The 14819-nt window shown below is 74.2% G+C and carries 12 protein-coding genes and 1 pseudogene; 9 read left to right on the forward strand and 4 right to left on the reverse strand.

All coding sequences use genetic code 11. The annotated features are described in order from the left end of the window. The first annotated feature begins 69 nt into the window (after positions 1-69). Entirely contained in the window at positions 70-735 is a 666-nt protein-coding gene (locus ABZ321_RS43065) for a TetR/AcrR family transcriptional regulator C-terminal domain-containing protein (RefSeq protein WP_354901540.1), read from the forward strand. On the opposite strand, the gene ABZ321_RS43070 is transcribed toward ABZ321_RS43065, so the two are convergent. Next, on the reverse strand, positions 724-3246 hold the full coding sequence (locus tag ABZ321_RS43070; protein ID WP_354901542.1) for a DUF4132 domain-containing protein: 2523 nt from the start codon (positions 3244-3246) through the stop codon (positions 724-726). The two genes, ABZ321_RS43065 and ABZ321_RS43070, sit on opposite strands and share 12 nt — an antisense overlap. A 36-nt stretch (positions 3247-3282) precedes the next feature. Between ABZ321_RS43070 and ABZ321_RS43075 the strand changes: the two genes are divergently transcribed. Genes ABZ321_RS43075 through ABZ321_RS43085 form a run of 3 tightly spaced genes read left to right on the forward strand, consistent with a single transcriptional unit; the run spans position 3283 to position 5897 of the window. Beyond that, on the forward strand, positions 3283-4332 hold the full coding sequence (locus ABZ321_RS43075; RefSeq protein ID WP_344498809.1) for an aldo/keto reductase: 1050 nt from the start codon (positions 3283-3285) through the stop codon (positions 4330-4332). 36 nt (positions 4333-4368) lie between these two features. Beyond that, positions 4369-4920, forward strand: coding sequence for a DUF6582 domain-containing protein (locus ABZ321_RS43080; protein ID WP_354901544.1), 552 nt, complete (start codon positions 4369-4371; stop codon positions 4918-4920). A gap of 17 nt (positions 4921-4937) precedes the next feature. After that, positions 4938-5897: a LacI family DNA-binding transcriptional regulator gene (locus tag ABZ321_RS43085; RefSeq protein WP_354901546.1), complete on the forward strand. Its 960-nt coding sequence runs from the start codon at positions 4938-4940 to the stop codon at positions 5895-5897. Between the two features lie 14 nt (positions 5898-5911). On the opposite strand, the gene ABZ321_RS43090 is transcribed toward ABZ321_RS43085, so the two are convergent. Then, the gene (locus tag ABZ321_RS43090; RefSeq protein WP_344498815.1) at positions 5912-6781 is read right to left on the reverse strand and encodes an alpha/beta hydrolase; all 870 of its coding nucleotides are present in this window, start codon (positions 6779-6781) and stop codon (positions 5912-5914) included. A gap of 291 nt (positions 6782-7072) precedes the next feature. Between ABZ321_RS43090 and ABZ321_RS43095 the strand changes: the two genes are divergently transcribed. From ABZ321_RS43095 to ABZ321_RS43105, 3 genes and pseudogenes are all read left to right on the forward strand, one after another. After that, a complete protein-coding gene (locus ABZ321_RS43095; RefSeq protein ID WP_354901548.1) occupies positions 7073-9619 on the forward strand; it encodes a glycine-rich protein in 2547 nt (848 codons plus the stop codon). A gap of 130 nt (positions 9620-9749) precedes the next feature. Then, a pseudogene (locus ABZ321_RS43100) lies at positions 9750-10181 on the forward strand (glycoside hydrolase domain-containing protein); the annotation flags it as partial. A gap of 125 nt (positions 10182-10306) precedes the next feature. Beyond that, positions 10307-11005 carry a LamG domain-containing protein gene (locus ABZ321_RS43105; RefSeq protein ID WP_354901549.1) on the forward strand — a complete coding sequence of 233 codons (699 nt, stop codon included), beginning with the start codon at positions 10307-10309 and terminating at the stop codon, positions 11003-11005. Here ABZ321_RS43105 and ABZ321_RS43110 read toward each other — a convergent pair. After that, complete coding sequence (locus tag ABZ321_RS43110; protein WP_354901551.1) at positions 10890-11315, reverse strand: hypothetical protein; 426 nt, start codon at positions 11313-11315, stop codon at positions 10890-10892. The genes ABZ321_RS43105 and ABZ321_RS43110 overlap by 116 nt on opposite strands. A 108-nt stretch (positions 11316-11423) precedes the next feature. Here ABZ321_RS43110 and ABZ321_RS43115 point away from each other — a divergent pair, with 108 nt between their 5' ends. Then, on the forward strand, positions 11424-12422 hold the full coding sequence (locus ABZ321_RS43115; RefSeq protein WP_354901553.1) for an aldo/keto reductase: 999 nt from the start codon (positions 11424-11426) through the stop codon (positions 12420-12422). On the opposite strand, the gene ABZ321_RS43120 is transcribed toward ABZ321_RS43115, so the two are convergent. Further along, positions 12403-12963, reverse strand: coding sequence for a helix-turn-helix domain-containing protein (locus tag ABZ321_RS43120; protein ID WP_344498832.1), 561 nt, complete (start codon positions 12961-12963; stop codon positions 12403-12405). The genes ABZ321_RS43115 and ABZ321_RS43120 overlap by 20 nt on opposite strands. Before the next feature lie 153 nt (positions 12964-13116). On the opposite strand from ABZ321_RS43120, the gene ABZ321_RS43125 reads away from it, so the two are divergent. Then, the gene (locus ABZ321_RS43125; protein ID WP_354901555.1) at positions 13117-14727 is read left to right on the forward strand and encodes a CocE/NonD family hydrolase; all 1611 of its coding nucleotides are present in this window, start codon (positions 13117-13119) and stop codon (positions 14725-14727) included. The last annotated feature ends 92 nt before the right edge of the window (positions 14728-14819 follow it).

The following is a 14819-nucleotide window of genomic DNA, read 5'->3' on the forward strand; positions in this document are numbered from 1 at the left end:
TCCTCCAGAGACGACTGGGACGGGGTTAACCTTACAAGGTAAGGTAACCATACGTTGTAAGGTGACGCAATGCGGAGTGCGCTCAGCCGGGAGAAGGTCCTGGCCGCGGCGGTGGCCCTGGCGGACACGGACGGCATCCGGGCGCTGACGATGCGGCGGCTCGCCGCGGACCTCGGCGTCGAGGCGATGTCGCTCTACCACCACGTGCCCGACAAGGAGACGCTGCTCGACGGCGTCGCCGACACCGTGGTCGCCGAGGTCGTGGCGGGCACGGGCGGGGAGAGCGGGGGAGAGGACTGGCGGGAGGTGCTGCGCCGGCGGTTCCTCGCCGCGCGCCGGGTGATGCTGCGGCACCCGTGGGCGCCGGCGCTGCTCGGCACCCGCCGGACGATCCCCATGAGTGTCATCGGCTACTACGACGGGATCCTCGGCACGCTGGTCGCGGCCGGGTTCACCTACGGCCTGGCGCACCGGGCGCTGCACGCGTTCGGCAGCATGCCGCTCGGCTTCGCGCAGGAGGTGTTCAGCCCCGCCGCGGCCGGCGGCAGCATGGACGTCGAGGCCACCGAGGCGGAGCTCGCCGCGATGGCCGCCACCGTGCCGCACCTGACCGCCATGGTCGCCGCCGAGGTCCACGCCGCGGCCGACCCCACGCTCGGCTGGTGCGACAGCCAGGTCGAGTTCGAGTTCACCCTGGACCTGCTGCTGGACGGCCTGGAGCGGCTACGGGCGTGACAGGCCGTGCAGGTCGCGCAGCAGCTCCGACATCGCCACCGCGTCCACCGCGCCCAGCTCGACGTCGCCGGTGGCGTTGCGCCAGTACCCCATGCGGGTCCGCGACACGATGAGCGCGTGCAGCGTCTGCTCGGAGTGTTCGCCGGGGCGGCCGATCGAGAAGCCCGGCTCCACCCGGACGTAGGCGCGCGCTCCGTCGGGCAGCGGCCGCTCGATCCACGGCTGGTGCCCGTTGTCCTGGGGCGCGGCGCGGCTCCAGCCGAGCCGTTCGAGGCCCAGCACCCGCCCCGACGGCACCGCCCGGCCGTCGAACGTGGTGAGCCCGGTGGCCTTCGCCTCCTCGGGCGTGAGCGCGTAGATCTCCCGGGCCAGCTGCGGGAAGGGCTGCAGCAGCTCGTAGTCGGCGAACACCTCGGCCCAGCGGGCCACGTCACCGAGGCGTAGCGGGTGGGCGACCGAGACGGGCGCGTCGCCGGCGAGCTTGACCGTGTCGTCGTCGACGCCGGCGTACGAGCCGTCCTCCGCCACCCGGAAGTCCACTGTGGACGTCCAGACCAGCCGGCGGGCGATGTGCCGTACCAGCGGATGACCGACGATGAAGGAGGCGAACTCGTCCGCCGTCCAGCGCCGACCGGTCACCATCGCCCGTTCGAACCGGCCGATCTGGTCGCCGGCGAGGGTCCGCACGTCCTTCTTGAGCGCCGTGAACCGCTGATACGCGGCCGGGCCCAGGGTGGCGTCGTCCCGCGCGCCGGGCTTCGGCAGCGACTTGAGCCGCTTGCCGGCCTCGTCGGCGACGGTCGGGCGCAGCTGGTCGTCGAAGCCGACGACGAACCGGCGTGGCCCGTAGTCGAGCACCAGGCCGCCGCCGGTGTCCAGGCCGAGGTCCGGCACGAGCCGGTCGGCGAGCTGCTCGCCGGTCAGGCCGAGCCGCGAGGCGACGGTGTGCAGCATGCCGCGCGCGCTGGAGCGGAGCCCGGCGAACTTGACCTTCTCCGCGACGTCGTTGAGGTGGATGAGCGCCACGTCGGTGCCGAGCCCGGTCAGCACCGACAGCCCGGCGACGGACCGCTGGTGCCCGCCGGTGCCGGGCCACACCTTGATGAGCGGGGTCAGCCGCCGCACCACGTCGTCGTCGCCGATCCAGGCGAGGCCGTGCATCGCCCACGTGGCGCCAGACGGCATCCCGATCGACTGCCACCGCTGGAAGAGCGCCCAGCCGAACGCGGCGAGGGACGCCCGGTCGCACGCCGCCACGACCTCGGCGAGCCCGGCCGGCGCCGCACCGGCCCGGGACCGGCTCAGCAGCGCGACCAGCCGCCGGGCGGCGTCGACCGGCAGGACGCCGCCGCCGAGCAGCCGGACGCGCGGCAGGATCGCGGCGTCGGCCCACCCGGGCAGCTCGGGCACCGGCCCGCCGTCCAGCGGCGCCGGCGCCTTCCCCTCGTCCAGGGGCTCGCCGGCGTACCCGGCGGCGTATGCCTCGGACAGCGCACCGGCCGGGCCCTCGGCCCCTTCGAGGAGGCGGATGGCGCGGGCGGGGGAGCGCTGCGCCGCGTCGAACAGCGCGAGCAGCGCGTGCGGCTGAGCGGCGTGCGCGGCGAGCGCCCGGAACGCGTCGTCGTCCGGCAGCGCGGCGAGTGCGGTCGCGATCCGGCCGAGCACGTCGCCCCGCCACGAGGGCAGCATGCCCATCCGCTCGCCGAGGACGGGGACGATCGCGGCGCCGACCCCGTCCAGGACCGTCGCCAGCGAGGCGTCGGACTCGATGAGGTGCTCGCGCCAGAAGGCCGGGTCGAAGCGGTCCAGCTGCCGCCCGTCGCCGAGCGACCACAGGACGAGCCTGACCACGTCCCCCTTCCCGGCGGTGTTCGCGACCAGTACGTCCTCGTCGACCCAGTCCGTGCACCCCGGCAGCAGGAACGCCGCCGCGGCCTGCGACAGCGGCCCCCGCGCGGCGCGCACCGGCGCCAGGGCGGCGCGCACGGGCGACGGGTCCGCCTCGTGGACGAGGTGCGCCCGGACCCGGCCGAGGATCGGCATCCAGTCCAGGTTGCCGGACTCGGCGGGCAGCCGGCGGACGACCGGCTCGTGGCGCTGGTGGAACCTCGCGCCGGGCTCGCCGACCCGCAGCTCGACCAGCTCGGCCGCGGCGACGGCGGCGAACACCGGCCCGCGGGCCGCGATCCAGGCGTCCGCGACCACGGCCGTGTCCACCCGGGAGCCGGCGAGCTTGCGCAGGACCTTCGCGGTGACCGCGGCCGCGCCGAGCGGTGCCACGGCGGCGGTCCCGCCGGCGGGGAACCCCTCCGCCGCCTCCCGCACCTCGGGGTCGGTCTCGGGGCGGGCCAGGGACTCGGCGAGGTCGCCGGCCTTCGTCGCGACGAGGCGCTCGAACTTCTTCACCGCGTCCTTCACCCCGACCGGCGGGGGCACGGCCGTGCCACCCCGCCGCGGGTACATCCCGGCGAGCCACGACGACGGAAGCACGGGCGATTCCTCATTGCGCACCGGCACACCCTAGTGGTCCGTGGGTATGGTGGCGGCGTGGAGTATCGCGCGCTCGGCAGGTCCGGTCTGATGGTCTCCGTCCTCACGATGGGGACGATGACGTTCGGCGGCAAGGGCGGCTTCGCCGCGGTCGGCGCCACCGACGTTCAGGAGGCGCGCCGACAGGTCGACATGTGCCTCGACGCCGGGGTGAACCTCATCGACACCGCCGACGTCTACTCCTCGGGTGAGTCGGAGAAGATTGTCGGCGAGGTCCTGAAGGGCCGCCGCGACGATGTCCTGGTCGCCACGAAGGTGCGCATGCCGATGGGGCCCGGCCCCAACGACGCCGGCCTGTCCCGGCAGCACGTCATCGCCGGCTGCGAGGCGAGCCTGCGCCGGCTCGGCACCGACCACATCGACCTCTACCAGCTGCACGAGTGGGACGGCGTGACGCCGCTGCAGGAGACGTTCGAGGCGCTGGACCTGCTGGTCCGCGCCGGGAAGGTCCGCTCCGTCGGGCTGTCCAACTTCGCCGGCTGGCAGCTGATGAAGGCGGTCGGCACCGCGATCATGCACGGCCTGCCGCGCCCCGTCAGCCAGCAGATCTACTACTCGCTGCAGGCCCGCGACGCGGAGTATGAGCTGATCCCCGCCGCCGTCGACCAGCACCTCGGGGTCCTGGTCTGGAGTCCCCTGGCGGGCGGGCTGCTGTCGGGCAAGTACCGGCGCGGGGTCGAGCCCCCGGCCGGTGCCCGCCACCTCAGCGAGTGGGACGAGCCGCCGGTATACGACCAGGAGAAGCTCCACGACACGGTGGAGGCCCTCGTGGAGATCGGCGCGGGGCACGGGGTTTCGGCCGCGCAGGTCGCTCTCGCGTACATCCTCGGCCGCCCGGCGGTCACGTCGCTGGTGATCGGTGCCCGCACCGGCGAGCAGCTCGCCGACAACCTCGCCGCCGCCGACCTGGTCCTCACCGACGAGGAGCGCCGCCGGCTGGACGAGGTGAGCGCGCTGAAGCTGCTCTACCCGTACTGGCACCAGGCGAAGACCGCGCGCGACCGGCTCTCGGCGGCGGACCTCACCCTCCTGGGCCCGCACCTGTAGACCCACCCGGGCCGCGCCCGCGCCCGGCATGGACCGGTGGATCCCGGGGTACAGCAGCGGATCCTGGGGTACAGCAGCAGTATGGCTGCACGCAGACAGAGTAAGAACGAGCTGGATGCCGGCGACCGGAACGTGATGCCCGACAGCGCCTTCGCGTTCCCCCGGCAGCGTAAGGAACCGCTCAACGACGCGTCGCACGTGCGCAACGCGATCGCGCGGTTCGACCAGGTCCGTGACGCGACCGACGCGGAGCGGGCGGAGGCGTTCAAGCGCATCAAGCGCGCCGCGAAGCGGCACGGCGTCGACATGACCGAGACGCGCTGGCAGGAGCTCGGCAAGCCGTCCGCCACCATGAGGTCCTCCGACAAACCCCGCGCCGGCGCCGCCCGCGGGAACCAGTCGCGCGCCGGCGCTTCCCGCGGGAACCAGTCGCGCGCCGGCGCCGCCCACGGGAATCAGCCGCGCGCCGGCGCTTCCCACGGGAACCAGTCGCGCGACGAGCTGTACGCGGAGGCGAAGCGCCGCGACATCAAGGGCCGCTCGTCGATGAACAAGAGCCAGCTGGAGACGGCGCTCAACGGCGGTTGATCGACTACCGTTGCGGCATGGAACAGCAGCGTCCGAAGCTCGCCGACGTGGCGCGGGCGGCCGGTGTGTCCCGGGCGACCGCGTCCCGGGCCATCAACGGCCTGCCCGGCACCACGGACGCGATGCGCCGCCGGGTCCGTGAGGTCGCCGCGCAGCTCGGCTTCGAGCCGCACGCGGCCGCGCGGGCCCTGGCGACCGGCCGGGCCGGGTCGAGCCGCCCGGAGCACATCGAGGTCCTCATCGTCGACCCCGACCCGGCCGCGCTCAGCGTCAAGCCGTTCTACGGCCGGGTCCTCACCGGCGCGACGCGCGCCCTCGCCGGCCACGACGTCGCGCTGCAGGTCAGGCAGGTCCCGGCGCCGCCGTCGCGGGCCGGTGACCCGCCGTTCGGCCAGGTCCTCATCAACATGCCGGCGGCCGCCGCGGCCGCCCTGCGCCGCACCCGCACGGTCGCGCTGGGCGAGACCGCGCCCGGCATCCCGTTCGTCGCCCCCGACAACTACGGCGGCGGCCACCAGGCCGCCACCCACCTCGTCGCGACCGGCCGCCGCCGCGTCGGCGCCGTCTTCGGCCCGGCGACCCCGTGCGCGCAGGAGCGCAAGGCCGGCTTCCTGCGCACGATGGCCGCCGCCGGCCAGACCGTCCTGTCGGTCGACGGCGACTTCACCCGCGCGCGGGCCTACGCGGCGATGCGGGAGCTGCTCACCCTGGAGCCGGACCTCGACGCGGTCTTCGCGGCGTGCGACGTCTCCGCGATGGGCGTCCTGCAGGCGTTGCGCGAGGCGGGCCGGAAGGTGCCCGACGACGTCGCCGTGGTCAGCTTCGACGGCAGCGCCCTCGCCGAGGCCGCGGACCTGTCGTCGGTCTACATGCCGGTGGAGGAGGAGGCCGCCTCGGCGATCAGCCGCCTGCTCGACCCCGCCCTCCCACCGGCCGCCCGCCTGCCGACCACGCTCACCCTCCGCGGCTCCAGCTGAGGCGGGCTTGTTGGTTACGCCAGCACCTCGCGGAGCTTGGCGGCGAACTCCGCAGGCTTGCCTGCGTAGGGGTGGTCGCCGCCGATGAAGCCGCCGTGGTGGCTGGGGAAGACGGTCGTCTCCTGGCCGAGCAGCGCCGCGGTCCCGTCGGAGGTGCGGGCGGTGTAGGTGCCCACGGACTCCTCGCCGACGGCGACCACGACGCGGGCCGGTGCGCCGGTGAGCGCCGCCGCGTCGGGCCGGTAGTCGGTGATCGGCCACGACCGCTTCGACAGCAGCGGGTCGTCGCGGCTGCCGTCGTCGTCGGCCGGCATGCCGAACATCGCCGGGTCGGGGGTCGGCTGGTCGAAGAACTCGTCGGTGAACTCGCCCTGCCATGACGTCATGAGGATGAACGCGGCCATGCCGGCGCCGGCCCCCTTCGCCTCGTAGGCGTCGTTGAACATGGCCCGCGCCCGTTCGGCGGCGGCCGCGTCGGGCAGCACCGCGTTGATCGGCGGCTCGTGCGCGACCAGCGTGGCGACGTCGCCGGGGTGGGCCGTGACCAGCTCGAGGGCGGTCACGGCGCCGCCGCTGGTGGCGAACATGTCGACCGCGCCGGCGCCGAGCTCGCCGATCAGCGCGTGCAGGTCCGCCGCCTGTTGCTGCGGCGTGTTGTCGTTACGGCCGTCGCTGCGCACGCTCCGCCCGAGGCCCCGGGGGTCGTACGTGATGACGGTGCGGTCGTCGAAGTGGCCGGCGAGCTCGGTGAACCCGTCGGCCGTCATGGGCTGGCCGATCATGAACAGCACCGGGCGCCCGCCGGCGGGCGGGAGCGGCCCGCGGACGTCGTAGACCAGGTCCGCACCGGGCAGCGCGAGGGTGTGTGTCTGCGTCTCCACCATGCGGCGAGCCTAGGGCATCCCCGGCCCGCCGGCTGGCGATCCGCACGGCGGTGCACCGTTCGGGAAAATGCCCCCCAAGGCCCCGTCAGCAGCTGTGGTGGCCACGCCGTGCATCCGGCCCCGCGAGCCCCATCCGTACGCCTGATATCCGAAATACCCCCTAGGTGAATGTTTTCACTGCTTAAGGTGATTTTTGGTATCAGGTCAACGGGGGAGAGCAGGTTGGAGCAGAAGTTCGGTGCCTGGCGCGATCGCGCGGCGAGCACCCGCAGGCGGCGGCGAACGGCGGGCGTGGCGTTGGCCGTCGCCACGACGAGCGTGATCGTGCCGTTCATCCACGCCGCGCCGGCGCAGGCGGCCGCCGTCACGTGCACGCCGGTCAACGGCACCGACTGCGTCCGGTTCACGTACACCGGGGCCGACCAGACCTTCACCGTGCCGCCCGGGATCACGCTGATCGAAGCCGCCCTGTTCGGTGCCGGCGGCGCGAGCTCGCTGGAGGGCAAGGGCGGCGGCGGGGGATTCACCACCGGCTCGATCGCCGTCACCCCCGGCCAGATCCTCACGATCACCGTCGGCGAGGGCGGCAAGCCCAACTCCGCCGCCGGCACGTACGGCGGCGGCGGACGCGGCGGCGAGGTCGGCGGCGGGCTGGTGGAGAACGGCCTCCAGGACGGCGGCAGCGGCGGCGGCATGTCCGCGATCTGGTCCACCTCCTACGGTGTCGGCCCGCTGCTCATCGCCGGTGGCGGCGGCGCGGCCTCGATTGAGACGTCCAGCGACGGCGGCGGTGGCGGCGGCTCGACCGGCGCCGGCGGGGCGGGCGGGGCCACGGCGGGCTCGGGCGGCACTCAGCTCGGCGGCGGGGCCGCCGGCGACAACGGCTGCGAGGAGGGCGACGACGGCGCCGCGTTCCAGGGCGGTGCCGGCGGCGATGGCTACAAGCCCGGGGGCGGCGGTGGCGGCGGCTACAACGGCGGTGGTGGCGGCGACTGCAAGGCCAGTTTCGCGAGCATCCAGTACGCCGGGGCCGGCGGTGGCGGCGCCGGGTACAAGCACAACAGCGGCGTCTTCGGCGCCTACACCTACCAGGCGACCGACGACAAGTCCGCGGGCGACACCGCGGCGCTGCACCAGTCGGGGACCGGTGGCGCCGAGGAGAACGGCCAGGTCGTCATCCAGTGGGTCACGCCGCCGACCGCGTCCCCGCTGACGTCGTCCGGCCCGTACGGGGCGGCGCAGACGGTGCCGGTGCCGGTGCCGCTCACCGGGACGGTCTTCCTGCTCGACGCCTCCAACGTGCAGGTCACCACCCTCACGGTCCCGGGCCAGGGCACGTACACCGTGAACCAGGCCGACATCACGTTCACCCCCGCCGACGGCTTCTCCGGCACCGCGACCCCGGTCGGCTACCGGGTGAAGGTCGGCGAGAACAACGCGAACTCGACCTACACGCCGACGGTCGCCGCCCCGCCGACGCCGACCGCGCCGACACCCGCCGCGCTGACCAGCACGGGTGCCGGCACCACGCCGCAGAGCGCGACGGCGACCGTGCCGTCGGGCGGCACCGTCACGCTGCTCGGCGCCACCGGCCAGCAGGTCACCAAGGTGACGGTCGCGAAGCAGGGCACGTACGTGCTGACCCCGGCTACCGGCGTCATCACGTTCACGCCCGTCGCCGGGTTCGTCGGCACCGCCACCCCCGTCAAGTACCGGCTGACCAACACCGCCGGCCTGTCGGGCGACTCCACGTACACGCCGACCGTCACGAAGCCCGCCAGGCCGAACCCGGTGGCGAAGACCACCACGGGCCTCGGCACCGCGACGCAGACGGCCGACGTCGACCTGCCCGAGGGCGGGACGGTCGAGTTCGTGTCCGGCGGCACTACGGTCGCGTCGCTGACGGTGCCCGGGCAGGGCACGTACGGCTGGAACGGCACCGACAAGACGCTCACCTTCACGCCGTTCGCCGGCTACATCGGGGTCGCGACGGCCGCCACGTACCGGGTGACCGACGCCTACGAGCAGCACGGCGACGCGACCTACACCGCGACGGTGACGATCCCGCCGCCGCCGGCCGCGCCGGACCGCACCACCAGTGGCGTGGGCGTCACACCGCAGACGGCGACGCTGCCGGTGCCGGCGAAGGGCACCATCGCGCTGATCGACGCCGACGGCAACGCGGTCACGTCCCTGTTCTTCCCGGGCAAGGGCACCTACACGCTGGAGCTCGCCGCCGCGGGCGGCGCTTCGATCGCGGCCGCAGGCACCGTGCCGAACCCGTCGCAGCAGGAAGGCTCCGCCACCGTCGTCTTCACGCCGGTGCTGGGCTTCCACGGCCAGCTGCCGCCGGTCGACTACCGGGTTACCGACGCGTACGGGCAGACGGCGAACGCGACGTACACGCCGCTGGTGACGATCCCGGCCCCGCCGGCGCCGCCGAGCCAGACCACGCAGGGCCCGCCGGACAAGACGCAGACGGCCACGCTGCCCGTGCCGGCCGGCGGCTCGATCACCCTGCTCGACGCCCGGGGCCGCCCCGCAGTCGTGGTCCGGATCGCCGGCCAGGGGACGTACGTGCTGCAACCGGCGAACGGGCACATCAGCTTCGTCGCGATCGCCGGCTTCGCCGGCCAGGCGACCAAGGTCCGCTACCGGGTCACCGACGCCTACGGCCAGACCGCCGAGTCGTACTACTCCGCGTACGTCTTCGGCACGGCGCTCGCGGTGACGGGCCTCGGCCTGCTCGACCTGATCCTGGTCGGCTCGACGATGATCCCGACGGGCGCGACGCTCATGGTCCTGGGCGGCCGCCGCCGTCGCCCACGGCTCGCCTGACCACCGGACCGGTGACGGCCACCCAGGCCGTCACCGGCCCCGGAAATGTCATACCTCGGCGGTCCCGTGGGCCAACTGGTGGCGCAACACGTTCAACGCGCTCGCCACCCCGGCCGAGGGGTACCAGCAGGCCCGCAACAAGGACGGCTCCTGGGTCGGCGGGTTCAGCCCGTCGACCGACGTGGGCTTCGCGCAGGGGTCCAGCGCCACGTACACGTGGATGGTGCCGCAGAACGTCGCCGGGCTCGCCGAGGCGATGGGCGGCACCGCCGTCGCCGCCAGGCGGCTCGACGGGTTCTTCCACGACACCGCCGGCAACTGGGCCGTCAAGGGCGGCAGCGCGCTGCGGTACGACCCCGCCAACGAACCCGGCCTGCACACGCCGTGGCTGTACAACGGGCTCGGGCAGCCGTGGAAGACGCAGGCGACGACCCGGGAGATCGTCGACACCGTCTACACCACCGGCCCGGGCGGCCTGCCCGGCAACGACGACCTCGGCACGATGTCCGCGTGGTACGTGTTCGCGGCGATGGGCGTCTTCCCGCAGGTGCCGGGCCGGGCGGAGCTGCTCGTCGGCAGCCCGCTCTTCCCCACCGTGCACGTGGCCCGCGACAACGGCGTCGGCATCCGGACCAGGTCGGTGTCGCCTCGTTCTGCGGGCCGGTCAGCCGCCCGCAGGGCACAGCCGTGTCGACGTGGCCGTTCGACGGCACCGCCGGCGGCGCGACCCTCGTCGGCGCTCCACAGTGGACCGCCGGGCACGCCGGGCAGGCGTTGCTGCTCAACGGCTCCGGCCAGTACGCGGACACGGGCCGGGCGGTGCTGCCGACGACCGGCAACTACACGGTCGCCGCCTGGGTGCGCCTGGACGCGGCCGGGGCGTTCCGGACCGTCGTCAGTCAGGACGGCGCCACGAGCAGCGCGTTCTTCCTCCAGTACAGCGGCGCCGACAAGACCTTCGCGATGAGCTTCGCCGACCGGCGCGCGCTCGCCCCGCTCACCCCGGTCACGGGCCGCTGGTATCACCTCGCCGGGGTGCGGGACGCCAACGCCGGGCACCTGAGCCTCTACGTCGACGGCGTCCTCGCCCGGCAGATCGACGCGTGCACCGCCGACGCCGCGACCGGCCCACTCGTCATCGGCCGGGCCCGGTGGGGCGGCGCCCCGGTCGACTACTGGGCGGGCGCGGTCGACGACGTGCGCGCCTACGACCGCGCCCTCACCGCCGCCCAGGTCAAAGCCTGGTTTCAGGAGCTGTCCGATGAGCTGATCAGACGTCGACGTCGATCTGGATGGTGCCGGTGTCGACGTCGCAGACCTCGGCGGTGTCTCCGGTCAGGTGGAAGTCGACGTTGTACGGGTGGCCGGCGCCGCCGCCGTCGGTGAGGGTCAGGTTGGCGAAGCCGGTGCCGTCGTCGGTGTGCTGGGAGGAGACGAGCTTCGTCTTCCAAGGGCGGGCGAGGTCGGTGAAGTCGGCGCGGAGCTCGTCGGCGGTGGGCGGGGACGCGCCGGCGGCGTCGCACCAGTGGGACGCGGCGGCGGTGTAGTCGGCGCGCTCCAGCTCGCCGAAGAGCTGCTCGACGGCGAGCCTGATGCGCTTGCCGTCGCCGTAGTCGAACGGGTCGGTGGAGAAGCCGCACGCCGTGAGGGTGAGGGTGAGGCAGGCGGTGGCCGCGAGCCTGCGCGTCAGCGTCATGGGCGTCACGGTAGGCGCCGGCGGGCCGCCGGACCGTCGCGCCGCCGACACCCGCCGTGCGTCGCGCGTCACGACCACGGGCAGTCGCGGGCAGGGCATGATCGTGGGGTGCGGGCCGATGACGTGGTGGAGCTGGGCCGGACCGGGTTGCGGGTGAGCCGCCTCGGGTTGGGGCTCGCGTCGCTCGGTGGGCTGTTCGCGCCGGTGCGCGACGAGGAGGCGGCGGCGACCGTCGACCGGGCCTGGGAGCTGGGGATCCGGCTGTTCGACACGGCGCCGGTGTACGGGTACGGCCGCTCGGAGACACGGTCGGGGGCGGCGCTGCGGGGGCGCCCGCGCGACGAGTTCGTGCTGTGCACCAAGGTCGGCCGGCTGATCGAGCCCGGCGGTCCGGACACGCAGGACATCTGGGCGGACCCGCCGCCCGGGGTCGGGCCGCGGTTGGACTTCGGTTACCGGGCGGTGCGGCGATCCGTCGAGGACAGCCTGGAGCGGCTCGGGCTCGACCGGGTCGACGTGCTGCACATCCACGACCCCGACCTCGACTATCCGGTGGCGCTCGGCGAGGCGTACCGGGCGCTCGCGGACCTGCGCGACGCCGGCGTGATCCGGGCGGTGTCGCTCGGCGTCAACCACGCGGACGTCGCGGCGCGGTTCCTGCGGGAGGCGCCGGCGCCGGGGCCGGACTGCGTGCTGCTCGCCGGGCGGTACACCCTGCTGGACCAGTCCGGTCTGGCCGACCTGCTGCCGTTGTGCACGCGGCAGGGGGTGGCGGTGCTCGCGGCGGGCGTGTTCCAGGCCGGGCTGTTCGCCGAGCCGAGGACCGGGGCGGCGTACGGCTACCCGGACGTCCCCGCGCCGCTGCTCGACCGGGTCAGGGCGGTCCGCGAGGTGTGCGCCGCGCACGGCGTGCCACCGCTGGCGGCGGCGATCCAGTTCGCGTTCGGGCATCCGGCGGTCGCGGCGGTGGTCGTCGGCGCGAGGACGCCGGAGGAGATCGCCGGCAGCGCCGGGCTCCTGGCGCATCCGGTGCCGCCGCGGCTGTGGGGGTCGCTCAAGGCGGCGGGGCTGCTGCCGGGCGACGCGCCTACGCCTGCGGGGCGGTGACGCAGACGCCGTCGAGCATGAGGTCGATGGAACGCGTCGCGGCGTCGGGGTCGGCGGCCTCCACCACACCCTCGACCATCGTGCAGAGCAGCGCCAGGTCCGCCGGGGTGAGGTCGGGCCGGACCAGGCCGGCCTGCTGGGCGCTGCGCAGCGGCGCCGTGAGCGTGGTGATCATGCGTTGCTGGTACCGGTCGCGCGTCTGCCGATCGAGCCGCCGCACGTGCAGGACCAGGGGGCGCATCGCGATCTGCGTGCGCAGCAGCTCGGCCAGCACGTCCCGGAACGCGGCCGGGCGGTCGGCTCTCGCCGCCACGAACGCCTCGAGGCGGGCCAGCTCGTGCGCGACGACCGCGGCGGTCAGCGCCTGCCGGTCGGGGAAGTGCCGGTAGAGGGTCGCCTGGCCGACGCCGGCCCGCCGGGCGATCTCCGGCATCAGCACCGTCGTGTGCCGGCCCAGCATCAGCTCGGTGGCGGCCTCGACGATCGCTGAGCGGTTGCGCTGCGCGTCCCGGCGGCGCGGCGTCTGTACGCCGTACAACACGGCCCCCACCCCCTCAAAACCGGCACAGCGACCCCTCATGTTACCGACTAGTAACGATAATGTCATGAACTTCAAATTCTCGGTACCCGCTTCTACGCTCCCGCCACCGAGGCAGCCGCCCCTGCCTGTCCCCCGCCCGATGAAGGAGGGCGCATGGCGAAGCGCCGAACATCCCTGCCCGTCTGCCTGCTGTCCGTGCTCGCCGCCGCCGTCCTGACCGCGGCGACCCCCGCCCCCGCGACCGCCGCACCGGCCGCCGCCACCGCACAGACCGCGGCCGTCGCCACCACCGGGTTCCGGTTCGTCGACATCACCGGCGCCGGCGGCGTGGTCCTCAAGGCCAACGTGATCGCCCCGTCCGCCGCCGGCCGCTACCCGGCGATCGTGTTCCCCGCCAGCTGGGGGCTCAACGACCTCGAGTACATCGCCCAGGCGAAGGCCTTCGCGGGCCGTGGATACGTCGTCGTCTCCTACACCCCGCGCGGCTGGTGGGCCTCCGGCGGCGAGATCGACACCGCCGGGCCGAAGGACATGGCCGACCTGTCGGCCGTCATCGACTGGACGATCGCCAACACCGCCGCCGACCCGGCCCGGATCGGTGCCGGCGGCATCTCGTACGGCGCCGGCATCAGCCTGCTCGGCTCGGCCTTCGACCGCCGGATCCGCGCCGTCGTGGCGATGAGCGGATGGACGGACCTGGTCTACTCGCTGTACGGCGACCAGACCCGCCACCGGCAGTCGGCCGGGCTGCTGCAGCTCGCCGCCGCCCTGCTCGGCAACGCCGGCCCCGACCTCACCGGCAAGCTCGACGACTTCAACGCCAACCGCAACGTCGCCCAGATCATGGAGTGGGCCGGCGTACGGTCCGCGGCGACCTACCTCGACGCGATCAACGCCAGCCGTCCGGCGGTCCTCATCGCCAACTCGTGGGGCGACTCGATCTTCCCGCCCAACCAGCTCGCCGACTTCTACGGCCGGCTCGCCGGGCCGAAGCGGCTCGAGCTGCGCCCCGGCGACCACGCGATCGCCGAGCTCACCGGCGTCGCCGGCCTGCCCAACGACGTGTGGACCAGCGCGTCCCGCTGGTTCGACCAGTACCTGGCGGGCGTCGCCACCGGCATCGACCAGGAGCCGGGCGTGCTCGTGAAGCCGCACAACGCCGCCACCGAGTCCTATTCCGCCTGGTCCTCCTTCAGCGGGAGTCCTCGCCGGTACGGCCTGGGCCAGATCCGCTGGTGGGACGGCACCGGACTGCTCGGGGGCAACCCGTCCCCGGGCTGGAGCAAGACCCTGCCGGGCGACCTGAACACGACCGCCGACGGCGGGGTCGTCCTGCTCACCAACGGCGCCGCCGCGCTCACCGGGATCCTGCCGCAGATCTGGCTGCCGTCCGTCGACCGGCTCCGCGCCGGCGTCTGGGCGTCGGACCGCCCGTCGACCGCGGCCCGGATCCGCGGCATCCCCCGCGTCCACCTGAACCTGACCGGCACCGCGGCGCAGGGCACGGTCGTCGCGTACCTGTACGACCTGGACAGCCTCGGCAACGCGAAGCCCATCACGCACGCCCCGGCGACCTGGCTCGGCACCGCGACCGGCAGCCGCAGCCTGGACTTCTCGCTGTCGGCGACGGCGTACGACGTGCCGGCGGGCCACTCGCTGACCCTCGTCGTCGACACGACCGACCCGCTGTACTACGACGCCAACACCCTCGGCTCCACGGCCACCGTCGCCGGCGGCTCCTATGTGGACGTCCCACTGCGCTGACGACGCCGGCTCGTCAGGTGCCGGCGGCGCGACGCACACATCGCCCGCCGGCACCGCCGTGACGGGGGATCGCGGGCCGGGACCGCGTGCCG

Origin of the sequence: Dactylosporangium sp. NPDC006015 (genome assembly GCF_040614215.1) — a bacterium.
In the GTDB taxonomy this organism is placed as follows: domain Bacteria; phylum Actinomycetota; class Actinomycetes; order Mycobacteriales; family Micromonosporaceae; genus Dactylosporangium; species Dactylosporangium maewongense.